We start from the raw sequence: 23,892 nt of genomic DNA, 5'->3' as shown, positions 1-23,892 counted from the left end.
AGATTTGCTAGGCACGATTTTGCTCTATGAAAAAAATTCAGGCTTGATGCAAGTCAAACTGCTTTGTTTTAGTGCGTGGCAATGGTGGTTTTCGTTGAAACCACCCCATTCCTTGGAGAAAAATGCCGTCGTTATCGCCATCCATCGCTGTTCCGGATCGGCCGCAGCCATTGCCTTCATTGCTTTAACCCCAAGATTGTACGTATTTTTCTTTCAGTAAAATGAGAAATACCTCTCTTTTTAGGTATTACCCATAAAGTTTTTAAGTTTTTTATCAAGAAAATTTAATAATAATTATTCACATCTTGTTTGTGGCCAAAAGGCTTCGAAAAAGTAATGCGAATATAGCCGCGATGGGATTCTAATGCGTCATCTCATTGGCCGAAGGGGGAGGCAGATCACAGCATAGCGGTGGTGAAGGACAATTATAACCATTGAAATGAAAAGGGTTTTACTAAAAAAGAGGGCCCATCAGGCCCTCTCTGTCATCTTGTCGGAATGAGATCAAATCCGGAACATGCCCACCTGATTGTTCAGCTCGCCTGAGATATTTTTGAGCTGGGCCGACAGGTTGCGGGAGCTGTCCGCATCCACCGCCAGCTCGTCCGAGACATCCTTGACCGCCTGGATATTGCGGCTGACCTCGTCGGTGACCGCCCGCTGCTCCTCGGCGGCGCTGGAGATCTGGGTCGCCATGTCGGAGATCTGGTTGATGGAGGTGGTGATCTGCTCCAGCGCCTGGGTGGCATCGTTCGCATCTTCCACGCTGTTCTGAGCCAGCAACTGGCCTTCGTGCATGGTGCTGACCGCCCCCTGAGTGTTGCGCTGCAGGGTCTCTATCATGCTGCGGATCTCGACGGTGGAGCTGTGGGTGCGCTGGGACAGCACCCGCACCTCGTCGGCCACCACGGCGAAGCCACGGCCCTGTTCGCCGGCCCGGGCCGCCTCGATGGCGGCGTTCAGCGCCAACAGGTTGGTCTGTTCGGCGATGCCCTGGATGGTGGAGAGGATGGTGTTGATCTCCTGCGCATTTTTCTCCAGCTCCTGGATGATGCCGGAGGCCTGCTTGACCTGGGTCGCCAGATCCGTGATGGAGCGCTGGTTGCGGGCGATCACCTGCTTGCCGTGTTCACAGCTGCTGGAGCTGCTGCGGGCGGCCTCGGCGGTCTGCTCGGCGTTGCTGGCCACCTCCACCGCGGTGGCGGACATCTCGTGTACCGCGGTCGCAATCTGGGAGATCTCGTTCTGCTGGCGCGCCAACCCCTGATTGGACTTCTCCGCCATGTCGTGGGAGGACCTGGCCTGCTGGTTCAACTGACCGGAGGAGTTGGAAATGTCCTGCACCATCATGTGGATGCGTTCGATGAAGGTGTTGACGTGGCTGGCGACGGCGCCCACCTCGTCCTGGCGCTCGATCTTGATGCGGCGGGTCAGATCGCCGTTGCCACGGGAGAGATCCGCGATGGCCTCGCCCAGGGTTTTCAGCGGCGCCAGGGAGCCGTTGATGGCGACGTAGGAGAAGCCCGCCACGATGAGGATGGTGAACAGCCCCTGCAGCAAGGCCGAGGTCACCATGCGGGAGACGGACTGATAGGCGACCGCCTCATCTACGACGATACCGAAATACCAGTTGGTGTTGGGGATCTCGGTCAAGTCGAACACGCTCGCCTTGCCGCTGATCTCCATCTCGGAGATGGTGTTGTCGTGGGCCAGTTCGTTGACCTTGGCGGGGGTCAGGTCCGGGGAGAGGGCGGTGGCCTGTTTCAGGGTCAGCGAGGTGTCCGGGTGGGCGATGATGGTGCCGTTGCTGTCCAGCAGGATGGCGTAGGTGCCCTCCGAGTTTGTGGCCAGCACGTCTTTCACCAGACCGTCGATGGAGACGTCACCGGCGATCACCCCCTGGGTGTTGCCGCGAGTGAAGGGCTCGGCGATGGTGATGATGAGGTTGCCCGAGGCGGCGTCGGCGTAGGGGGCCGTGATGGCGAGCTTGCCGGCCGCGGTGGCGTCCTTGTACCAGGGGCGCTGGCGCGGATCATAGCCGGCGGGCAGGTCGGTGGGCTTGCTCTGGATCATGCGGCCATCCTGGGTGCCCGCATAGACCAGATCGAAGTTGCCCGCGTGCATGGACTGGGCCAGGTGGCTGATGGGCTCATCCTCCTTGGCAAACGCCTCCTTGGTGGAGGTCACCATGCTGATGCGGGCGTCGAGCCAGCGGGAGATCCCCTTGACGTTGGCGGCGGAGCTGTCGTCGATAAAGCTCCAGATCAGGCGCTGGGTCTCGCTGCGCAGTTGGGTGGTGTTGTACCAGACCTGCAGGCCGGTGATGAGCAAAATGATGATCCCGATGGCCAGGACCAGCTTGTTCTTGATCGATAGATTCATGGTTACATCCTTGTGAGCGTCAGTCTGAGATCTGCGGTGCTTTTATTGTTATTGGCCAAATTTGTATCGGCCTGCCGTGCATTTTATGTATCCCGATGCGCACTTATTTTCAGTTTTTTTCACCTCCCATGGCCCGCCAGGGCGCGTAAATACTCACTTGAATCGATCTGGTCGGTTGGTAAAGATGCCATCGACACCCATGGCTGCGAGTGTGTCTCTGTCACTCACCTCATCGACCGTATAGACCAGGACCTTTAGCCCTCGTTGGTGGGCGTCCGCCACCAGCTCCGCATCCACGAAGTCCACGTCGCAGTTGAGGGACCAGGCCCCGAGTCGCTCGGCGAACTCGGCCAGCTGGAGCGGCAGGTTGGCGGTCAGGGCGCCGATCCTGAGTTCGGGCCGCACAGCCTTGAAGAGGGCGAGCTCCGGATGGTGGAAGGAGGAGATGACCCAGTGGGCCGGGGTGAAGCCGAGCTCCGCCTCGGCGCGCTGGGTCAGGGCGGCCACCGCCTCTGCGGTGTGGGCTCCCTTGAGCTCGATATGCAGCTCGCAGCGCCCCGCAATCAGGGTCATCACCTGCCACAGGGTCGGGATCGATTCCCCCTGACCCGCATCCAGGTTCATCAGATAGGCGGTCGACTGTTCGGTGAGCACCCCGTGACCATCGGTGCAGCGCTCCAACCGCCGGTCATGGAACACCCAGAGCTCGCCATCTGCCCACTGTACGTCCAGCTCGATGGCCCCGGCGCCAAGCTCGATGGCGACTGCCATAGCCTTGAGGGTATTCTCCGGCGCCAGTCCGCTGGCACCTCTATGGGCAATGATCTGCATGGATGTCACTCCTCTCTCTGGGTCGGGCCCACTGTTATCCCCGGCTCATCCTGATATCGATCTGCTGGTGAGGCAGATGCATGCCGAGCCGGGTCAGCTTGTCCAGGATCAACGAGTGGACCTCGTGAGTGATCGGCATGCGGTGATCCATGTTGTTGACGTAGAGCCGGATCTCGTAGATGAGGGCCGAGTCGGTGAACTCGATGAGGAACACCTCCGGGGTCGGGGTATCCAGCACCAGGGTGGACTCCTGCACGCACTGCTCCAGCAACTGTTGCACCCGCTTGGGATCCTGGGTCAGACCGATGCGGATGCGCAGCTTGACCCGGGTGATGGCGTCAGACAGGGACCAGTTGATGAACTGCTCGGTGATGAAGGCCTTGTTGGGAACGATGATCTCCTTTCGGTCCCAATCCACGATAGTGGTGGCGCGGGTCTTGATCTTGGTGACGGTGCCGGTCAGGTCGCGGATGGTGACGGTGTCGCCGAGGCGGATCGGTTTCTCGAACAGGATGATGAGGCCGGAGACGAAGTTCGCGAAGATCTCCTGCAGGCCGAAGCCCAGGCCCACCGAGAGGGCCGCCACCAGCCACTGGGTCTTGGACCAGTCGATGCCCAGCATGGAGAAGCCGGTGAGGGCACCAATCAGGATCACCAGATACTTGCTGACCGTAGTGAGGGCGAAGCCGGTGCCCGGGGAGAGGCTCAAGTGCTGGAGCAGGGTGAGCTCCATCAGCCCCGGCAGATTGCGGGCGGTGACCACGGTCAGGATGAAGACGAAGGCGGTCAGCATCAGATCCTGCAAGGTGATGGCGGAGAGCTGTTCGATGCCCGCCACCTTGCTGCTCACCTGCCACACCTCGATGCTGCTGAGGAAACTGAACGCCGAATTGAGATCCGCCCACTGCACCACCAGCAGCATGGTGAAGCCCAGCATCAGCAGGGTACGGACCAGGCCGAGGGACTGGGCGCTGATGGTGTCCAGGTCCAGCTCGGGCTCGTCGATCACGTCAGGGATCTCCGAGCTCAAGTCATCCTCATCCCGCCCCCGTTGGGCCAGGATCTCCGCCCGCTTCTGCTTGGCGCGGTCGAAGGCGAGCCGACGACGCTGGATCAGCATCCAGCGATGGGCCAGATAGTAGAAGAGCAGGCAGCCGAGTCCGGTGAGCAGGCTCAGCTCCAGTTGGCGCAGCAGGGTGCGGGAGGTGTAGAAGTAGCCGAACAGGGAACCCAGCACCGCCAGCAGCGGAGCCAGCATCAGGCTGTTCCAGACGAAGTGGTGCAGCAGGTGCGGTTTGCTCATGTCGGCCTGGCCCCAGGTGAGCGGCAACCGCTCCCGGTTGAGGCGGGCGAAGAACAGCAACAGCCAGAGCGCCCCGATGATGAAGGAGAGGCGACCGAGGGAGTCGTAGAAGGCGTGCTCCTGATAGCTGCTGGCCATGCCCTGCACGAAGAAGCAGGGGATCAGTACCAGCAGCAGGGTGCGGAACTGGCCCCAGACCCGCTGTACCCGCTCTTTCTGCCAGCGGAAATGGAGGATCAGTATCCCCTTGTCCAGGGTGAGGTGGCGGGCCACCAGCAGCGCCAGCAGCAGGAACCAGATCTCGCCGAGGCCCCGGGCCACCGCGACGGCAAACGGATACTGCCAGGCGCCATCCAGCAGACCGTGGAGCATCAGCACCATGGCAGGCAGGGGCAGGGCCGCCAGCAGGGAGCGGATCAGCAGCCGGTTGGTGAGGCTGAACTTGTCCTGGGTCACCTTGCCGATGCGGGGGGCTATGTACTGGCAATACTCCGTCAGGTGGCGTGCGAGCTTCACCCAGCACCAGAGCAGGCCCAGCAGGCCGAGACCCGCCAGGGTCAGGCTCATGGGGCTGTTGTCGGCGATGGCTTTGGGCAGTTGCAGCCAGTTGACCGGATCCAGCGCCAGCCCCAGGGCTGCGGGCACGCCGAGCAGCACGGCGGGGCTCAGGGGACGTACGTCCGGCATCCAGAACAGGTGGCTGGCACTGAGTTCGCGCACCTCGTCGATCTTGCTGTTCTGGCGGCTGTAGATGAGCTTGAGGCGAGTCTGCTCCTGAATGAGGGTATCGGAGGCATCGTTGAGACGGGTCAGCAGCTGCCGCCTGGCCTTGAGCAGATTGTCCAGCACCGATCGCTGGGCCCGGTCCAAGCTCACGCCGTCCAGCAACTGGTTGCGCACCAGGGCGGGATCCTTGAGGGCATCCTGCTCCGTCTCATATTGGTACTTGGCCATGCGGGCCTTGACGATGGCGGACTCCAGCTTGTCCAGCGGGAAGTAGGCGGGCAGATCGGCGAGCTTGCTGCGCAGGTTCTCCCCATAGGCGTTGCTGATCTGCAGCCATTCCAGCTGTTCGCGCACCGAATTGACCAGGTCGTTCAGGCCGGAGAGGGACTTGTCGACCCCGCGCTGCTCATCCTGCACCCGCTCAATCTGATCCTCCAGAGCACCAAGCTGGATGGAGAGCGCCTGGTTCTGTTGCTGCTGCTCCTGCAACAGGGGCAGATCCGAGGTGAGCTGCCTGCGCAGGCGCTCGCTCTCGGCCAGCGCCAGTTCCGTCTTCTCCCGCCGCAGCAGGTTCTGCTGGGCGAGCAGGCTGGCCTGCCACTCATCCTCGTCGGTGATGGCGAGGTTGAGTTCTTGGAGCTTCAGCTTGCCGAGATCGTTGCGCTGCTGGGCGGAGAGTTGCTCCAGTTCCAGCATCTGGATCCGGTCGGAGAGGCTCTGCTCCTTGAGCCGGGTCGCCAGTTGCTGGGCCTCCTGCAACCGATCCGAGCCATTGCTAAAGCTCAGCCGGTCGAGCTGGGCGCGGGTCTGCTGCAACTGTTTGCGCAGTTCGTCGACCCGCTGGTGATACTCCTGGCCCGTGCTTTCCAGCTGGTTGAGGGCATCGGTCACCCCCTGGCGTTCCTTGCGCAGGTTGAGCTGCCGGTTGCTGCTGAGGCTGATGGCCTGGCGCAGGGCATCTTCCTTGAGGGAGGAGAGGGACGGGCGAGACTGGGGCTGGTAGTTGTGCAGACTCTCCTTGAGGCGAGCGGACTCCTTGGGGTAGTCGATGAGGATCTGCTGATAAGCCTTGCCCTGTTCCCGGTAGCGCTCGGCATCACGGGCGTATTGCAGCGCCTGCTGGTAGCTCTCCCTCAGTTGCTGGTTTTCCGGGCTATCGGTCTTGGGAACGTTTTGCAACAGCTCCTCTACCTGGGTGATGGCATCGTCGGCCTTGGCGAAAAAGGGGAGCAGGCTGAGACAAAGCATCAGACAGAGCAGGCGTTGCAACATGGCGCACGTTTCCGTTCATGAGAGTTGGCCCTAGCCTAAAGCAGGGGAGGGGGTGGGTAAAGTTTTCCATATTAATGATTCCCAACATAAATAACGGGTGAAAAGGGTTTTGTTTGGCTATTATCCTGCGCGTTTCCCCCTGTTGCTGAGCATCTGAATGTCCACCCTTGATCTGGGCACGGCGCCCCTTTCCCGTCTTTTCCTTCGCTACGTCACGCCGACGGTGGCGGCCATGCTGGTCACCGGCATCTATGTCACCATAGATGGCATCTTCATCGGTCATATCCTGGGGCAGGATGGCCTGGCGGGCATGATGCTGGCCTACCCCATCTGCGCCGTGCTCTATGCGGTGGGAGCGCTGATTGGCATGGGCTCTTCCTCCCTGGCCTCCTTCTATCTGGGCAAGGGGGAGCAAGCCAGGGCTCGCCATATCGTAGGCAATGCGCTGGTGATGGTGCTCATCGCCTCGGCTCTGCTCACCTTTGTCGGCATTCGCTATGGCGGCGCCATGCTGGCCTGGATGGGGGCTGAGGGGGTCATCTTCGAGGCCGGCCTCGCCTATCTGAAGTGGTACGCCTGGCTCGGGGTCTTCGCCGTGCTCTCCATGGCGTTCAGTGCCTTGCTGCGCAACGACGGTCGCCCCGGACTCACCACCTGGATCCTGGTGGGGGGCGGCGTGCTCAACGTGCTGCTCGACTACCTGTTGATGGCGGTGATCCCCTGGGGGCTGGCGGGGGCAGCCATCGCCACCATGCTCTCTCAGGCGGTCACCGGCGGCCTCTGTCTGTGGCACTTCTTCACCCCTCGCAGCCAACTGCGCATCCGCTGGGACACGCTGATACCGGATTGGCGGCTGATGGGGGAAACCCTGCGACTCGGGGTGTCGAGCTTCCTGATGTATCTCTATCTCTCCGTGGTGCTGGCACTGCACAACAAGGCGTTGCTGGCGGTGGGCAGCTCGCTGCACGTGGCGGCGTACGGGGTGCTCAGCTACAGCGAGGCCTTCTTCTATCTCATCTTCGAGGGGATCGCCATGGGCATCCAGCCCATCGCCAGCTTCAATGCGGGGGCCGGCCACTGGCAGCGGGTGCTGCGGGTACGCAATCTGGCACTGGGAGTGACTGTGGTGGTAGCACTCTGTGGCATGATCCCGCTGTATATCTGGCCTGAGGCAGTGGTTTATCTGTTTGCGGGAGACAATGCGGCCCTGTTGCCGGTGGCCACCCTCGGCATCTGGCTCTACTTCTGGGGATTGCCCATGGAGGGCTTGTTGCTGGTGGGGGCCGTCTACTTCCAGGCCATCAACCGGGCCAGGATCGCCTCCCTGCTCACCGGCGGCAAGCTGGTGTTGATCGGCGGCTTCTTGTGGGGCTTCTCCTCGCTGTGGGGAGTTGCCGGAGTCTGGCTGGCGTTGCCGACCTGCAGCACAGTGCTGGCCTTGCTGATGTGGCGGGCCATGAACAAGGAGGCGGCTCTGCATGCGGGCCTGCCCAGAGGGGAGTGATCGGAGCGAGCGAGTCTATCGCCAGAACAGAAGAGGCAGCCTGGGGCTGCCTCTTCTGTTTTTGATGGCCCTCAGGGCTTGAAGGCGCCGATGAAGATGGCGGGATCGACGCGAGTGTCGTTCAGGCTGACGTTCCAGTGCATGTGAGGCCCGGTGGCGCGGCCGGTGGCCCCGACCCGGCCGACGATGCCGCCCCGGGGTAGGCTCTGCCCCAGCTTCACGTCCACCTTGGACATGTGGCAGAACATGCTGATGAGCCCCTGGCCATGATCGACGAACACTGTCTTGCCGTTGAAGAAGTAGTCGCCAATCAGGATCACCCGGCCTGCCGCCGGAGACTTGATGGGGGTACCGGCGCCGACGGCGAAGTCGAGGCCCGAGTGAGGGTTGCGTTCCTCACCATTGAAGAAACGGCGCAGGCCGAAGGGGCTGGAGAGGGGGCCGTTGACCGGTTTGTCGAACATCAGGTTGCTGGGCTGGACCGGGCTGAAGGTCTGATAGGCCTTGGTCTGTTCCGCCAGTTCCCGGTTGATGCGCGCCATGTCTTCGGCCAGCGGGTTGACCTGGCGCGTGTTCTTCAGCTTGATGTGCTGTTCCCGGTAGTGCTTGGTACCCACCGTGAAGCCGAGCGTGCGGCCATCACTCAGGGTCAATTGCTGGGCACCGGTGGCACCCTTGAGAGGGATGCCGACGATGGCTATCCAGCGGCGCCCCTCTTCTCGCACCACCAGCACGGGTTTGTCCTGATAGCGGACGCCGGGCGCCTTTTCTCCCTCACCCAGCGGCACCACGGCCACGCCACCAGGAACGGGATGGTTGAGCAGGCGAGTGATGAAGCCGGGCTCGGCATAGAGCTGGGTGCTGCCGAGCAGCAGGACAAGGAACAAGAGGCGGCGCATGAGGGCTCCATGGAAAAGACGGATGAAATCGGAGGGGAAAATGATGCCACATTCCCGCCGGGCTGTCCGTCGCTCTGGACAATGACGCCGGATAAAGATGTGGCCTTGCTTCGGGCAGGCTGTGGAATCTTGTGCTATTTACTAATGAGTCACTAATGATTGGTGTTTGAATGACACCCATGATGACATGGAAAACCGCACTGGCAGGGGAAACGGCAGTCGCCAGCGACATCCAGATGAATGGAGGTTGTGATGAAGACTAACGCTCGCTTTACGATACTTGCACTCGCCGTGGGCGGGCTGCTCTCCCTGCCCGCTGACGCCTTCAATGGCACCATTACCATCAACGGCGAAGTGACCGCTGGCACCTGCGCCATCGCCGTCAATGGCGGCAACGCATCGGCCATTGTGACCCTGCCCACGGTGAGTACCAACGCCCTGACCAGCATTGGCCAGACCGCCGGGGCGACGGGCTTCAATCTGGCGCTTACCGGCTGCCCGGTGACGGGATCGGTGCGGGCCTACTTCGAGAATGTCGGTGTGGCCCAGGCCACGGGCAATCTGACCAACAAAGCCGTGGCCGCCGGTGGCAAGAACCCGGCCCAGAATGTGGAGGTACAGATCCTCTCTGCCAACAGCAGTCCCATCGATCTTCGCACCAACACCAACAACTCGCTGGTCAATTTCAGCGGCACCGGCACGGCAACCCTCTATTACAGCGCCCAGTATGTGGCGACCGGCGCCGTGGTTGCCGGTCTGGTCTCATCGGATCTCATCTACTCCCTCGACTATCACTGAGACTCGTCCCATGAGGCTGCCTGATTGGGTGAAACATGCGGCCTTGCTAGGGGGGCTGCTGCTGCCCTGGCAAGCCTGGGGCTATGTCCAGATCTCCGGTTCCCGGGTCATCTATCCGGCCGCCGCTCGGGAAGTGACGCTGGAGCTGCTCAACAAGGGCAACTTGCCATCACTGGTGCAAGTCTGGATCGATGCAGGCGATCGTTCTATCCGCCCTGGTGCCGATGCGGTTCCCTTCCTTGTTACCCCACCCATCACCCGTATCGAGGCCTTACGTGGCCAATCCCTGCGCCTTGCGTATGTCGGGCAGGGGTTGCCGAAGGACAGGGAGTCGGTGTTCTGGCTGAATGTGCTGGAGGTGCCTCCCAGCGCCAAGTCTACCGGGGCTGACAATAATCAGGTCAAACTCGCCTTTCGCTCGCGCATCAAACTGTTCTACCGACCGGAGGGACTGGCTGGCAATGTGGAACGTTCCGCCCAGCAGTTGACCTGGCGCCTCGTCAAGCTGGGGCAGGGTTATGCCCTGCGCGCCAGCAATCCCAGTCTCTACCATGTCAGCATCAGCAACCTGGATCTGCAGACGGCCGAGGCCAGACAGTACAGCAATCAGAGCGGTGGCATGGTGGCGCCAGGGGGGTATTTCGATTTCCCCGTGGACAGGCTGCCAAACCAGGCTCATGCCAAGGCGGTGACCTTCTATTGGCTCAATGACTATGGTGCCCGGGAGGTGGGTCAATTCGTCTTCAACTGATCCCTAATCATGATGGGAACGCAACCGGGTGGCTCCTTCCCGTCTGGAACTTCTGTCGGTGATGAGGGGGGAGCGTCATGATTGCCAGTATACCCCCAGACTCCACCGTCTTGAGCAAGCGACCCGTTGTGAAGGGACTGAAAGTCGCCATGGGATGCTGGTGGCTGCCATGTTTCTGGGGATCCGTTGTCATGGCGCAAACGGCGGTTCCCCTGACTGATACCCAGGCCACAGCGCCTGCCTATGACGTGGAGTTCGACAGCCGTCTGCTCGATAGTCTGGGGGTCAACATCGATCTCGCCCGCTTCACACGCGCCGACTTCATTCCTCCTGGTCTTTATCAGCTCGACATCACCCTCAATGGCAAGGTCTCCCTGAGCCAGCAGGTAGAGGTGCGGGCAGGGCCGGATCCCAAGATCCCCCTGTTTTGCTTCAAGCAGGATCAGCTCAAGCAGTGGGGGCTGCTGGTGGACAAGCTGCCAAACCAGGCTTCGGTGAAGCAGCAGTTGCAAAGTGACTGCATCAGGGCGGAACAACTGGTGCCGGGGGCCAGCTTCAGTTTCGAACTGGCGAGTTTGAGCGGGACGCTCAGCCTGCCCCAGGCGTACCTTGGTCGAGTCAGGCGTGATTATGTCGGGCCGGAGCAGTGGGTTCAGGGGATCAACGCGGCGTTTATCGGCTACAACGCCAACGTTTACTACAGCGAGCAGGCGGGGGGGGACGAGGGATTCAGCAACAGCGTCAATCTCAATGCTGGCATCAACCTGGGGTCATGGCGACTGCGTCACAACGGTTCCTGGCAAGGCAGTGACGGGGGGAGTTATCAGGTGCTCAACAGCTATGCCCAGCGGGATGTCACCGCCCAAACCGCCCAGCTCACGCTGGGGGAGTATTTTACCCCTGGGGACAGCTTTGACAGCGTGCCTTTTACCGGTGTGCAACTGGCCAGCGATGACGCCATGCTGCCGGATTTCGAACGGGGCTTTGCCCCCGTGGTGCGCGGGGTGGCCCAGAGCAATGCCAGGGTCAGCATCCGCCAGGGCAGTACCCTCATCTATGAGACCCAGGTTGCCCCCGGAGCTTTCGCCATCGACGATCTCTATGCCACCAGCTTCGCCGGGGATCTGGACGTCACCATCACGGAGGCGGATGGCAGTTCACGCAGCTTCACCTTGCCGTTCTCCTCCGTGGTGCAGATGCTGCGTGACGACAGCTCCCGTTTCAGTCTGACACTCGGGCGCTATCGCAACGATGCCGGCCCTGACGGTCCGAATTTCCTGCAAGGCACCTACAGGCGCGGCTTCTCCAATACCCTGACCCTGTATGGCGGTACCATCGGGGCCGAAGACTATGGCGCCCTGCTGGGAGGGGCGGCGATGGGAACAGATTATGGTGCCCTGGCGCTCGATGTCACCGGCTCCTGGGCGCGGAGTCTGCCTGCCGACTCGGGGCTGCCCTCCTCCCTCACCGGCCAGAGTTATCGGCTCACCTACAGCAAGCAGATGGACATCACCCAGACCTACTTCACCCTGGCGGCCTACCGTTTCTCCAGCGAAGGGTATCTGGATCTGGCCGATGTGGCGGCGGCCCAGTCACAGACCTTCGATCAGTTGCAGCGGGAGCGCAACCGCTTCCAGCTCAACATCAATCAGCCGATTGGAGACTGGGGGGATATCTACTTCAATGGCATCCGCCGTGACTATTGGGGAGGCCAGACCGAGAGCAGCAGTTTTCAGCTCGGGTATAGCCGGGGATTTGACTGGGGCAACCTGACGCTTTCTGCCAGCCACTCTCTGGACGACGGAGTAGGGGATCAATACATGCTGAGTCTCAGCGTCCCCATCGGCAACAGGCTGGGTTCACCCCGTTTGAGCAGTACCTTGTCCTATCAGGAGGGGCAGGGCTACAGCGCCAGGCTGGATCTCAACGGGGGCACTCAGGATGGCCGCCTCTACTACGGTGTCTACGGCAGCCAGGGTCAGGGCAACGGGGCCGGCAATCAGGGCTATGGTGCGAATCTGCAATATCAGGCGGCGGCGACCCAGCTCGGCCTCAGCACCAGTCAGGGAGAGGGGTATTCCCAGTATGTGGCCTCGGCCAAGGGAACCCTGCTGGTGCATGAGAATGGCTGGGTGCTGGGACAGAGCCAGGGGGAGACGATGGCACTGGTGGAAGCCAAAGGGGCTCAGGGTGCCAAGATAAGCCAGGGCATGGGCAGTGAGATCGATGGGGATGGCTACGCCGTGCTGGCGGGGCTTAACCCCTATCGTACCAATGTGATCAGCCTGGATCCGAGCGGCTTGCCGCTGGACGTAGAGATAGAGGGCAGCGCCCAGATGGTGGCGCCTCGCCGCGGAGCCATCGTCAAGCTGGCCTATGAGACCCACCTCGGTCAGCCGTTGCTGCTCAAGGTGCGGCTGCAGGATGGCACCAGTCCCCCCTTCGGTGCCGAGGTGGTCGATGGTGATGGCGGTTCGGTGGCCGTGGTGGGGCAGGGGGGGCTCGTCTTCGTGCGCGGGGAGCAGGGGGTGCTTTATGTCCAATGGGGAGGGGAGTCGAGCCAGCAGTGCAAGCTGGACTACCGGATGCCAAAGCCGGATCCGGCTGTGCCCTACCAGCAGGTGGCGGCGCGCTGCATCGGCTCGGGGGGCGGCTCATGACCCTCTGCTTGCGTGGAGCACTCTGTCTGGTGGCCCTGCTATGGGGACACGCGGGGGAGGCGACACTCAATCTGACCCGCACCCGGCTTATCTATCAGGGGGGAGAGGTCAACCTGCTGGTGCGCAACGACGGGACCGAGCCCAGCCTGTTGCAGGCCTGGGTCGATGGGGGAGATGAACAGCAGGGGCCGGCCGAGGTTTCGACTCCTTTTTTGGTCGCCCCCCCCATGATGCGGCTGGGGCCGCAGAAGGGGCAGAGCCTGCGCATTCTGGGGGCCGATGAGCTGACGCACTTGCCCCAGGACAGGGAATCTCTGTTCTGGCTCAATGTGCTGGGGCTGCCGCCCAAGGCGAGCCTCTCGGAGGCCAGTATTCAGCTCGCCTATCGTACCCGGATCAAGTTGTTCTACCGCCCCCCCGGTGTGCAAGGGGCGCTGGCGGATGCCGTTGCCCGACTCGACTGGCGGATGCAGGCCGATGGACTGAGTGTTCGCAACGGAAGCCCTTTCTATATCAGCCTGAGCGAGGTGTGGCTCGAGGCTGGGTCGCGCAGGCAGAGTTGGCAGCAGGCCGGCCTCATCTCGCCATACGATACGCTGGTAATCCCGATTAACATGGTGGGAAACACTGCCATCAAGGGGCGTGTCCGCTGGATTGACGACGATGGCACCTATCATGAGCAAGGATTTGTGCCAGGCAAGGGGGGCATCCATGACTAAACAGAGAAAACATGGCCTGAGGCCCATCATCTGGGGGGGCTGGCTGCTGTCTGGCTTGTTATGGCAATCCGGGGCCCAGGCCGTCAACGGTCAATGCACCAGCCCCTTTGTGGCAACCGGCCCCATCACTGCCAATACCCTCTATCAACCCGGCGATACAGGCAGCGCCACCAATTTTTCAACGACCACTACGGCCGCCTGCAATTGCACCGGGATCTCGCTGGGATTATTGGTGACGGTCAATTATCAGGCTACCACTGGCCTGCCCACCATCTCGGATCCTCTGGGAACCCTCATCAAGCTCAATGATTATTTTGGCCTCAAGGTGGAGTTCAACGCAGCGGGTAGCTACCGGACTCTGCCCTTCAGTGCGACCTCCAGCAGCCTGCTCACCGTGTGCGTGCTCAATGTGCTCGATCTGGCGCTGGGGGGGATCCAGGTCAGCGGAGGGCGCTATACCCTCAAGCTGCTTAAAGGGGTCACGGGGACCCAGACCTTCAATGGCACCGTCGCTTATCTGTTTGTGCGGCGCTCCAATCCACCGGATACCAGTCCGGCCAATGCCTTCAGCACCCTGGCGATGAATATCAGCGTTACCTCGACCCCGACCTGCCAATTCCCGGCGGGCACCAATATTCCCATCGATCTCGGTGCCGTGGCCCAGAGCGCCTTCGTCGAGGGGGAGGTGCCGAGGGGCTATGCCCCCCGAACCGTCAATGTGAGTGTCACCTGCAGCCAGATCCCGAGCGATTACGTGGTGCCGCTCAACTACAGCTTTGGTGGGGCACTCACCAGCCAGAACCGCTTCATTACCACCAGTCTGGCAGGGGTCGGTGTCGGCATGCTGGCGCAGAGCAGCCAGACGCCTATTCCATTCGCCACCGCTATCCCTGTACCCTATTCGGCAGCCACCCATAACACCGATTACAAGGTGAGGCTCTACCCGACCCGGTTGCCGGGTCAGGTGGTACGTACCGGTGCCTATACCGGTACCATCATGGTCACGGTGACAATGCCCTGATGGACTTTCCGTTGTTTCTTCTGCGAGGTCGATGATGAACAGTGAACCCAGCCTGCGACGCGAACCCAAGCGCTACCCCATAGGGCGGGGCTGGATCTGGATCCGCACCGGCTTTGATATCTTCAACCGGGGCATGGGGGCCAGCGTGGCCATGATAGTGCTCTGGTTCGTGGTGGGGATGGTACTGGAGCAGCTCCCTGCGGGTGGCCTCATCTCGCAGCTGCTCTACATGGTGTGGGGAGCTGGTTGGGTCGCCGTGGCCCGGCGCGGCTTTGCGGGGCACCCTCTCCAGTTTGGGGACTTCTTCACCGGTTTTCGCCATCGCTTGACTCCCTTGGTGCTGGGGGGGCTGCTGGTACTTGCCATGCTCGGCCTGATCCTGCTCATCTGCTTTGCGCTGTTGCACCTCTGGGATCTGACCGGATTGCTGGCTCAGGATCCGGAAACGCTGACCCTGACCCCGGGGCAGGCGCAAGGCTTCCTGCTTTGTCTACTGCTGGGGATGGCCCTGGTGATCCCCATGTTGATGGCCATCACCTTCGCCCCGGCTCTTATTCTCTTCCACGGCGTCGGGGTCCTGCAGGCGGCCAGGCTCAGCTTCAAGGGCTGTCTGCGCAACCTATGGCCCTTCCTTTGGTGGGGGTTGATCGGCGCCCTGTTGCTTCTGCTTGGCGCGGCGCTCTTCCTGGTCGGTCTGCTGGTGGTGCTGCCCGCCATCAACTACTCCATCTACGCGGCCTATCGGGACATCTATCTGGAGGAGCAGGCCGTCCCCGAAGAGGAGCCCATTACCCGGGAGTTTGGCTTCGAGGCATAAGCGTGTAGCCGATGAGAGGATGCATGAAAACGGGGCCCGCAGGCCCCGTTTTGCTGCTCATGATCCGGCTTGCCAGAGGGGATCCTGTGCCATGCGATCGATCAGAAAATCGAGAAAGCTGCGCAGCAGGGGAGACATCTGCTTGCGGGTGCCATAGATGCCATAGACACCGAGCCGCTTGGGTTGCCACTGGGTGAGCAGAGGCACCAGGGCGCCGCTTGCCAGTGCGGCTTGCACCGAGTAGTGGGGCTGCAGGCTGATGCCGGCCCCCTCCAGGGTCGCCTGCAGCAACAGGTTGGAGATGTTGGCGCTGAGGTTGCCGCTCACCGGCACCGAGGCCGGGCCATCTTCCCCCTCGAACTCCCACAGACTCTTGCCGAAATAGGTATAGGTGAGGCAATTGTGCAGGGCGAGATCCTGCAGCCGCTGCGGCGTCCCGTGACGAGCCAGATAAGCCGGGCTGGCGCAGACCACGGAGTGACAGGTGCCGAGGCGGCGCGCCACCAGATTGGGATCCAGATCGTTGGTGATGCGCACGGCGAGATCGATGCGCTCCTCCACCAGGTTGACGGTTCTGTCCAGCAACAGGATGTCGATGGCCGTGCCGGGGTAGCGGGCCAGGTAGTCGTTGGCGGCCCGCACCAGCAGGGCATCCGAGATGGAGTAGCTGCTGGTGATGCGCAGCTGTCCCTTGGGGGCCTCGTCGCTGCGCACGGCCAGCTGCTCCATCTCCTCCCCCAGCGCCAGCATGGCTCTGGCACGATTCAGAGCCTCTTCCCCCGGCCCGGTGAGGCTGAGGCGGCGGGTGGTTCGGTGCAGTAAACGCGCCCCCATCCACTGCTCCAGCTCCGCCAGATAGCGCGAGACCATGGCGCGGGACATCTCCAGCCGCTCACCCGCGCCGCTCAGGCTGCCCTGTTCCACCACGCAGACAAAGACCCGCAACGCGGTCAGTCGATCCATTCCTGCCTCTATATGTTCGATTCATGCAACAGTGATGCGCTCATTATGCGGTATTTGCTCGGATAAGGTTTAAATAAACTACAGCTACTCGATGAACAAACACCCAATGAGGCATTTTGATGAACACAGTACTGCGCACCTTGACCCTGGCTACCACCTTGCTCAGCGGCGCCGCCCTGGCAGGCCCCCTGACCGTGACCGTTTACAATCCGGGCGAGAAGGCCATCTTCCCCGTCTCCTCCGAGCTGGTGAGCGGCGACAAGGAGGCCATCCTCATCGATGCCCAATTCGGGATCAACGATGGCAAGGCGCTGGTGGATCTCATCAAGCAGAGCGGCAAGAAGCTGACCACCGTCTACATCAGCGGCGGGGATCCGGACTACTACTTCGGGCTCGAAGCCATCAAGGCGGCTTTCCCCGAGGTGAAGATCCTCGCCAGCCAGCACGTGGTGGATCACATCAACAAGACCAAGGATGCCAAGCTGGCCTACTGGGGGCCCATCATGGCCGAGCAGGCGCCCAAGCAGCTGATCGTGCCCGAGGTACTGACCTCCTCCCAACTGACCCTGGAAGGCAAGACGATTGAGATCAAGGCCATGAATACCCCGAGCGCCTACCTGTGGGTGCCCTCCATCAAGACGGTACTGGGCGGTGTGCCCGTCTATGCCGGGACGCACGTGTGGATGGCCGACAGCCAGACCAAGGCGGCGCGGGCCCAGTGGGTGCAGACTCTGAACGAGATGCTGGCACTCAAACCCGAGCGCGTCGTGCCCGGTCATTACCTCGGAGCCGAGCCGGCGGGCGTCGATGCCGTGACCTTTACCCGCGACTATGTGCAGCGCTTCGAGCAGGCACTGGTCAAGGCAAAAGGGTCGGCCGAGCTGGTGGCCGAGTTGAAGCAGGCCTACCCCGAATTGCCTATGGATGACGGGGTGGAGATTGGGGCCAAGGTCGCGACCGGCGAGATGACGTGGTAATTGCCTGAGTCTGTTCCCTGTGTTTTTTGCCGGGTAGTGACTGCCCGGTTTTTTGATTTTATGGAGTGAGCCCATGAACGAGATGACCCTGCATTATGTCTACGATCCCCTCTGTGGCTGGTGTTATGGCGCCGCCCCCCTGCTCGAGGCTGCGGCCCGGATCCCGGGTCTGCAGATTGCCCTCCATGCCGGTGGTCTCTGGCTCGGCGAGCGCCGCCAGCCCATGGGGACGGCGCTGCGCGACTATGTGCGGCCCCACGACGAGCGCATTGAGGCCCTGACCGGTCAGCCGTTTGGGCAGCGCTATTTCGATGAACTGTTGCTGAGCGAGGGCTTGTTGCTCGACTCCGAGCCCCCCATTCGCGCCATCCTGGCGGTGAGTGCCCTGGGGAGGGATGGTTTGGTAATGCTGCATCGCATCCAGCAGTCCCACTATCGCGACGGTCAATGGGTGGGTTCCCTTGCTCATCTGGCGGCACTCGCGAAGGAGCAGGGGATCACGGCTGCGGCGTTCGAGCAGGCCTATCAGAACGTGAACCTGAGCGAACACCTGACCGAGAGCCAGGGCTGGCTGCGTCGCCTCGGCGGCCAGGGCTACCCGACTCTGGGGCTGGAGCACGCAGATAAGCTGCGGGCTCTGGAGATATCCTCCTGGCTCGGGGATACGGAGGGATTCATCACCCGACTTCGACACCTGCTGGGGTAGTGTTATCTGCTGCCATCCGTCAGATGGGTAGTTAAAATGAAATGCTTTTTTACTTTTAATTGATTCATGTCTCCGATCAAGGCAAAAACGACCGCCAATTGTAAAGTTACTCAACTATTGAGGATTTTCTCTGCGTGGAGTCGTAGAGCAGTTCATGTTTGCCAGGGGACATTAATGCCGAAAAAGATAACAATCAGTCAAAAAGTAAGCGGTGAATTTGCCATGTTGGCGGTGCTTGTCATCGGCGTCGGGTGGTCTTCCATCAACAATCTGTCGGGGCTCTTTCTCGATAGCACGCTGGTGACAGGCAATCTGATCCCGAGTCTGCAGGCGGCCAACCAGATGGAGACCGCCTTGCTCAATGCCAGACGGGCAGAATTGAACATGATAGTCGCCAATGGATCGCCGCAGGAGCAGGTGTCCCATCAGCAGGGGTATCAGGCCGCCCGGCAGGAATTTGAGCGAAGTGCCGAAGCATACGAGTCTATGCCTTTCACCTCCAGCGAGGAGAAGGCGGAATTCATGGCGCTCAAAGAGGCGGCCGCCCAGTACTTCATCTCCCATGACAAGCTGGCTGCCGCGCTCAATGACGGGCACAGGGAAGAGGTGATGGCCCTGCTCAAGGGAGAGACCATGACGCTGCTGGAGCGTGTCAGCCACAAGGCGCTGTTGCTGCGGGATATCAACAGCAAGACGGCTCAGCAGATGACCGATTCCATCGCCGACGTGTATGCGTCCTCCAAGCTTTTGAACCTGCTGGTGGTGATCTTCACCGTCTGTTATGTCTCCATCATGGCCCTCTGGTTGACCCGCCAGATCCGCAATCCCGTACTGCAGTTGCTGGCCCAGACCAGGCGGGTGTCCGGTGGCGATCTGGCCAGCCGGCTTGCCCTTGGCAGCTTCAACCAGGATGAGCTGGGGCAGCTGGCGCGGGGGTTTGACGACATGCAGGTCCAGTTGCACCAGTTGGTGAGCGAAGTCTCGGGCTCTGTCGTGCAACTGAGCGCCGCCACCGAAGAAATTGACAGGGTGGCCCAGGCATCGGCGGCCAACATGAGTCAGCAGCAGAGCGAGCTGGATCAGCTGGCGACCGCCATGCACGAGATGCAGGCCACGGTGCAGGAGGTCTCTCGCAATACCAGCGATGCCGCCGATGCGGCGACGCAGACAAGCAACATGGCGGATCAGGGGGCCAACACGGTCAATGACGCCATCGAGCAGGTCGATCAGGTGGCTACGGCCATAGAGGAGACGGCCTTGGTCATCACCCAGCTGGGGGAAGACAGCCACAATATCGGCATGGTGCTGGAGGTGATCCGCAGCATTGCCGATCAGACCAACTTGCTGGCCCTGAATGCCGCCATCGAAGCCGCCAGGGCCGGTGAGCAGGGGCGTGGGTTTGCGGTGGTGGCGGATGAAGTCCGCACCCTGGCCATGCGGACCCAGGAATCGACCGAGCAGATCCACGCCATCATCTCCGAGTTGCAGCAACGGGCAGCGCAGGCGGGGGCGACTATGCTCCAGAGCCAGTCCTTGATGGCCTCGACCGTGGACAGCGCCCGCGGCGCCGGTGTGGTGATCGCGGATATCAGCAACTCGGTGGAGAGCATTTCGCACATGAACATCCAGATCGCCACCGCCACCGAAGAGCAGGGGGCCGTCGGCGAGGAGCTCAATCGCAACGTGGTCAACATCAGCTCGGCCTCGGAAGTGGTGGTGTCCGGCGCCGCCCGGATAGCCAGTACCAGCAACGACATCCATCAGCTGACCGATCAGCTGCACGGCATGGTACGGCGCTTCAAGGTCTGATCCTCGCAATCTCTCTCTCCCTGCCAAACGGGGAGTCCGGGTAAGGCCTGGACTCCCCGCCGTGTTCTCTCCCTTGTCCCATCACCCGTTCTTGGGCATGCTAGCGGACTCATTGATTTGGCCGGATGCAGTTGTATGAACCTTCGCGATCTCGAATACCTGGTAGCGCTGGAAGAGGAAAAGCACTTTCGCAAGGCGGCGGAGCGCTGCTTCGTCAGCCAGCCGACTCTGAGCGGTCAGCTGCGCAAGCTGGAAGACGAGCTGGGGGTCATCCTCATCGAACGCACCTCCCGCAAGGTGCTGTTCACCCCGGCCGGTGACGCCATGGCCCAGCAGGCCCGCAAGGTGCTCAAGGAGGTGCGCGAGCTGAAAAGCATCGGCCAGCACTTCGCCGAGCCCATGTCCGGCGAGATCCACATCGGCTTCATTCCGACCGTCGGTCCCTACCTGCTGCCCCACATCATCCAGGATCTGCGGGAGCACTTCCCCAAGCTGGAGTTCTACCTCTATGAGGAGCAGACCCAGGTGCTACTGAAGCGGCTGGAGGAGGGGGAGCTCGACTGCGTGGTATTGGCAGAACTGGATGGCATGGATGGCTTTGGTGCCATCCCGCTCTATCAGGAACCCATGTGGCTGGCGGTGCCCCAGCAGCACCCCGAGGCCCAGGCCAGGGCAGTGCCGCTGCACAACCTCAAGGGCAAGAAGCTGCTGATGCTGGCAGATGGTCACTGCCTGCGGGATCAGGCCATGGGATTCTGTTTTGCCGCCGGTATTGGAGAAGATCAGCGCTTCAAGGGGACCAGCCTCGAGACCCTGCGCAACATGGTGGCGGCGGGCAGCGGCCTGACCCTGATCCCCCGTCTCGCTGTGCCGGCCAACCGGGAGGAAGGGGGCGTCAGCTACCGACCGGTGATCGACCCCATTCCTGGGAGAACGGTCTCACTGCTCTATCGCCATTATTCGGTGAGAAGACCTTGTTTCAATGAGCTGGCGTCGCGTATCTCTCTGCTCATGAAATCATTGTTGGCATGATGTGCTGATGGGGAAATAAAAAAACCGGCGCCAAGGCGCCGGTTTTTGCATGTCTGCGAACCTAGAAGATGTCGTCGGTGGAGACGGGGCCATCGCTGCCCGTGTCATCGCCGCCGTAGACCTGGTTGCCATCGGAGATCTGGCTCGCGTAGCGGGTCGGTTCAGTCCCCTCCTTGAAGAACTCGGTCATGGTGCTGCCATCGGTGCGGTTGGTCAGCAGACCGGTCTCGCGATCGATGCGTACCTGCATCACCCCTTCCGGCACGGACATCTTGCGCTCAGGCACCTGCTGCAGGGCCGTCTTCATGAAGTCGATCCAGATGGGCTGGGCGGCACCACCACCGAACTCGGCACGACCGAGGCCACGCTGGTGGTTGTCAAATCCGATCCAGGAGGTAGCCACCAGGTTGGGGGTATAGCCGGAGAACCAGGCATCCCGTGATTCGTTGGTGGTCCCGGTCTTGCCCGAGATGTCGTGACGCTTGAGGTCACGAGCCGCCCGCCAGCCGGTACCGCGCCAACCGTTGCCACCCCAGATGGCGGTGGTCAGGGTATCGGTGATGAGGAAGGCACTCTGGGCACTGATGGTCTGGGGCGCCATGTTGTTGGGCACCACGGGGTCGATCGGGCACTGGGCCTTCCAGTCCGGCTCGGTATTGAGGTAGGCATCGGCACTGTCGAGGCCGGCGGCGGCCAGCACGCCACAGTCGCGGCAGGCGGCGGCCGGATTGGCCTGATACAGGGGCTGGCCGAAGCTGTCGGTCACCTCGGTGATGAAGTAGGGACTGACCTGGAAGCCGCCGTTGGCCAGCACGGAGTAGCCGCGCACCACTTCCAGCGGCGTGAACTCGGCAGCGCCGAGCGCCAGGGATTCGTTGGCGGAGATGTGATCCCGGGCGAAGCCGAAGCGGGTCAGGCCGTCGATATAGGTATCGAGACCAATGGCGCGCATCAGCCGCACCGACATCACGTTCTTGGACTTGGCGAGGCCGAGACGCAGGGTGGTGGGGCCTTCATAGATGGCCGGGGAGTTCTTGGGCTGCCACATGGGGCCCTTGGCCGGATCCCACTGGTTGATAGGGGCGTCGTTGATGAGAGAGGCCAGGGTGTAGCCCTGCTCCAGCGCGGTGGCATAGAGGAAGGGCTTGATGTTGGAGCCGACCTGGCGACGGGCCTGCTCCACCCGGTTGAACTTGGATATCTCGAAGCTGAAGCCACCGACCAGGGCCTCGATGCCCCCATCCTGCGGATTCATGGCTACCAGCGCGGCGTTGACCTCGGGGACTTGGGAGAGCTGCAGCTCCTCACCCTTCTCTCGCACCCAGATCTGGGCACCGACCTTGAGTACATCCCGCGCCGATTTCGGGGAGAAGCCCTGACGGTCATCGGTGATGAAGGCCCGTGCCCATTTGATGCCATTCCAGCCGAGTTCGGCCTGCTTGCCATTCTTGAGCACCAGAGTCGCGCTCTTGTCACCGAGCTTGGTGACCACGGCCGGCATCAGCGGCTGGTAGGTCGGCTGCTTGACGAGATGAGCCACAATCTGCTCGTAGTCCCAGGCCGGTTCGCCGGCCTTCCACAGCAGGGCGGTCGGGCCGCGATAGCCGTGGCGGGTGTCGTAGTCGAAGACGCCGTCCAGCAGGGCGCGATGGGCGGCACGCTGACGCTTGGCGGTGACGGTTGTGTAGACGTGCAGGCCCATGGTGTAGGCATCTTCACCGAACTGCTCCACCATCTTCTGGCGCACCATCTCGCTCAGGTAAGGGGCATTGAGCGTCGTTTCGGCGCCGTGATAGCGGGCCTTGACCGGCATCTTGGACGCCTCGTCAAACTGGGCCTGGGTGATCTTGCCGGTCTCCAGCATGCGGCCGAGCACCACGTTGCGACGGGCGTAGGCACGTTCGGGGGAGCGGATGGGGTTGAGCATGGAGGGCGCCTTGGGCAGGCCCGCGATGATGGCGATCTCGTCCAGGGTCAGATCCTTCACATCCTTGCCGAAGTAAACCTGGGCGGCGGCGCCGACCCCGAATGCCCGGTAGCCGAGGGGGATCTTGTTGAGATAGAGAGTGAGGATCTCGTCCTTGGTGAGGTTCTGTTCGATGCGCCAAGCCAGGAAGACTTCTTTGATCTTGCGCACCAAGGTCTTCTCGTTGCTCAGGAAGAAGTTGCGCGCCACCTGCTGGGTGATGGTACTGGCGCCTTGACGGGCCTGACCCGAAACGGCCCAGACGGTGGCCGCCCGGATGATGCCGATGGGATCAATGCCTGGGTGCTCGTAGAAGCGGGCATCCTCGGTGGCGAGCACGGCGTCGATCATGGACTGGGGGATCTCGTCCAGACGCAGCGGGATGCGACGGATCTCGCCAAATTGGGAGATCAACTCACCGTCCCGGCTGTAGACCTTCATGGGCGTAGCCAGTTTGACATCGCGCAGTGCGCTCACATCCGGCAACTGGGGCTTGATGTAGAAGTAGACGCCGATGAGGCTGGCAACACCCAGCACAGCACCCAGCATCATCACAATAAAGAGGCGAACGAGCCATTTCAGCATGGAAGAACTACCAATCGTCTTAAAATTAGCCAACGGGCGCAGAGTATAGCCTTTTTAGCCCTGCAGATTCGAGGTTTTCCTGTCCGAAGAGCCGGACCCCGAGAAGAGGCGCGAGGGTAGCACTTCATGGCGCAATTACCAAGGCGAGGGGGAGAAGTGGAGGAGAGGGTT

17 protein-coding genes are annotated in these 23,892 nt (G+C 61.6%); 11 read left to right on the top strand and 6 right to left on the bottom strand.

Features of this window, described 5'->3' with window-relative positions; genetic code table 11:
- Positions 1 to 504: 504 nt before the first annotated feature.
- The 3 genes from VZC39_RS14975 to mscM all read right to left on the bottom strand — a co-directional run bounded on the left by VZC39_RS14975 (position 505) and on the right by mscM (position 6,514).
- A complete protein-coding gene (locus VZC39_RS14975) occupies positions 505 to 2,382 on the bottom strand; it encodes a methyl-accepting chemotaxis protein (RefSeq protein WP_349919059.1) in 1,878 nt (625 codons plus the stop codon).
- 153 nt (positions 2,383 to 2,535) lie between these two features.
- Complete coding sequence (locus tag VZC39_RS14970; RefSeq protein ID WP_349919058.1) at positions 2,536 to 3,213, bottom strand: glycerophosphodiester phosphodiesterase; 678 nt, start codon at positions 3,211 to 3,213, stop codon at positions 2,536 to 2,538.
- A 34-nt stretch (positions 3,214 to 3,247) separates the two neighbouring features.
- Complete coding sequence (gene mscM / locus VZC39_RS14965; protein WP_349919056.1) at positions 3,248 to 6,514, bottom strand: miniconductance mechanosensitive channel MscM; 3,267 nt, start codon at positions 6,512 to 6,514, stop codon at positions 3,248 to 3,250.
- Between the two features lie 157 nt (positions 6,515 to 6,671).
- Here mscM and VZC39_RS14960 point away from each other — a divergent pair, with 157 nt between their 5' ends.
- Positions 6,672 to 8,018, top strand: a complete 1,347-nt coding sequence (locus VZC39_RS14960) for an MATE family efflux transporter (protein WP_349919054.1) — start codon at positions 6,672 to 6,674, stop codon at positions 8,016 to 8,018.
- Between the two features lie 71 nt (positions 8,019 to 8,089).
- On the opposite strand, the gene VZC39_RS14955 is transcribed toward VZC39_RS14960, so the two are convergent.
- Complete coding sequence (locus VZC39_RS14955; protein WP_349919053.1) at positions 8,090 to 8,917, bottom strand: peptidoglycan DD-metalloendopeptidase family protein; 828 nt, start codon at positions 8,915 to 8,917, stop codon at positions 8,090 to 8,092.
- 252 nt (positions 8,918 to 9,169) lie between these two features.
- Here VZC39_RS14955 and VZC39_RS14950 point away from each other — a divergent pair, with 252 nt between their 5' ends.
- The 6 genes from VZC39_RS14950 to VZC39_RS14925 all read left to right on the top strand — a co-directional run bounded on the left by VZC39_RS14950 (position 9,170) and on the right by VZC39_RS14925 (position 15,683).
- A complete protein-coding gene (locus VZC39_RS14950) occupies positions 9,170 to 9,715 on the top strand; it encodes a fimbrial protein (protein ID WP_349919052.1) in 546 nt (181 codons plus the stop codon).
- Positions 9,716 to 9,725: 10 nt separating this feature from the next.
- Complete coding sequence (locus tag VZC39_RS14945) at positions 9,726 to 10,466, top strand: fimbria/pilus periplasmic chaperone (protein ID WP_349919050.1); 741 nt, start codon at positions 9,726 to 9,728, stop codon at positions 10,464 to 10,466.
- Positions 10,467 to 10,657: 191 nt separating this feature from the next.
- A complete protein-coding gene (locus VZC39_RS14940; RefSeq protein ID WP_434663589.1) occupies positions 10,658 to 13,126 on the top strand; it encodes a fimbria/pilus outer membrane usher protein in 2,469 nt (822 codons plus the stop codon).
- On the top strand, positions 13,123 to 13,845 hold the full coding sequence (locus tag VZC39_RS14935) for a fimbrial biogenesis chaperone (RefSeq protein WP_434663587.1): 723 nt from the start codon (positions 13,123 to 13,125) through the stop codon (positions 13,843 to 13,845). Before VZC39_RS14940 ends, VZC39_RS14935 begins: the two co-directional genes overlap by 4 nt.
- Complete coding sequence (locus VZC39_RS14930) at positions 13,838 to 14,866, top strand: fimbrial protein (RefSeq protein ID WP_434663586.1); 1,029 nt, start codon at positions 13,838 to 13,840, stop codon at positions 14,864 to 14,866. Before VZC39_RS14935 ends, VZC39_RS14930 begins: the two co-directional genes overlap by 8 nt.
- 34 nt (positions 14,867 to 14,900) lie before the next feature.
- A complete protein-coding gene (locus VZC39_RS14925) occupies positions 14,901 to 15,683 on the top strand; it encodes a BPSS1780 family membrane protein (protein ID WP_434668484.1) in 783 nt (260 codons plus the stop codon).
- A 57-nt stretch (positions 15,684 to 15,740) separates the two neighbouring features.
- Here VZC39_RS14925 and VZC39_RS14920 read toward each other — a convergent pair whose 3' ends face one another.
- On the bottom strand, positions 15,741 to 16,646 hold the full coding sequence (locus tag VZC39_RS14920) for a LysR family transcriptional regulator (protein ID WP_434663584.1): 906 nt from the start codon (positions 16,644 to 16,646) through the stop codon (positions 15,741 to 15,743).
- 116 nt (positions 16,647 to 16,762) lie between these two features.
- Here VZC39_RS14920 and VZC39_RS14915 point away from each other — a divergent pair, with 116 nt between their 5' ends.
- The 4 genes from VZC39_RS14915 to oxyR all read left to right on the top strand — a co-directional run bounded on the left by VZC39_RS14915 (position 16,763) and on the right by oxyR (position 21,170).
- Entirely contained in the window at positions 16,763 to 17,623 is an 861-nt protein-coding gene (locus tag VZC39_RS14915) for a Vmh family MBL fold metallo-hydrolase (protein ID WP_434663582.1), read from the top strand.
- Positions 17,624 to 17,696: 73 nt separating this feature from the next.
- Positions 17,697 to 18,329, top strand: a complete 633-nt coding sequence (locus tag VZC39_RS14910) for a DsbA family protein (RefSeq protein WP_434663580.1) — start codon at positions 17,697 to 17,699, stop codon at positions 18,327 to 18,329.
- Positions 18,330 to 18,503: 174 nt separating this feature from the next.
- On the top strand, positions 18,504 to 20,138 hold the full coding sequence (locus VZC39_RS14905; protein WP_434663577.1) for a methyl-accepting chemotaxis protein: 1,635 nt from the start codon (positions 18,504 to 18,506) through the stop codon (positions 20,136 to 20,138).
- Between the two features lie 135 nt (positions 20,139 to 20,273).
- The gene (oxyR, locus tag VZC39_RS14900; protein ID WP_349919038.1) at positions 20,274 to 21,170 is read left to right on the top strand and encodes a DNA-binding transcriptional regulator OxyR; all 897 of its coding nucleotides are present in this window, start codon (positions 20,274 to 20,276) and stop codon (positions 21,168 to 21,170) included.
- Positions 21,171 to 21,231: 61 nt separating this feature from the next.
- On the opposite strand, the gene VZC39_RS14895 is transcribed toward oxyR, so the two are convergent.
- The gene (locus VZC39_RS14895; protein ID WP_349919036.1) at positions 21,232 to 23,721 is read right to left on the bottom strand and encodes a penicillin-binding protein 1A; all 2,490 of its coding nucleotides are present in this window, start codon (positions 23,719 to 23,721) and stop codon (positions 21,232 to 21,234) included.
- Between the last annotated feature and the right edge of the window lie 171 nt (positions 23,722 to 23,892).

The sequence above is a fragment of the Aeromonas sp. NJAU223 genome (assembly GCF_051125555.1).
Classification (GTDB): Bacteria; Pseudomonadota; Gammaproteobacteria; order Enterobacterales; family Aeromonadaceae; genus Aeromonas; species Aeromonas veronii_G.
Note: the sequence above shows the minus strand (reverse complement) of the source record. Positions and strands in the feature narration are given on the sequence as shown.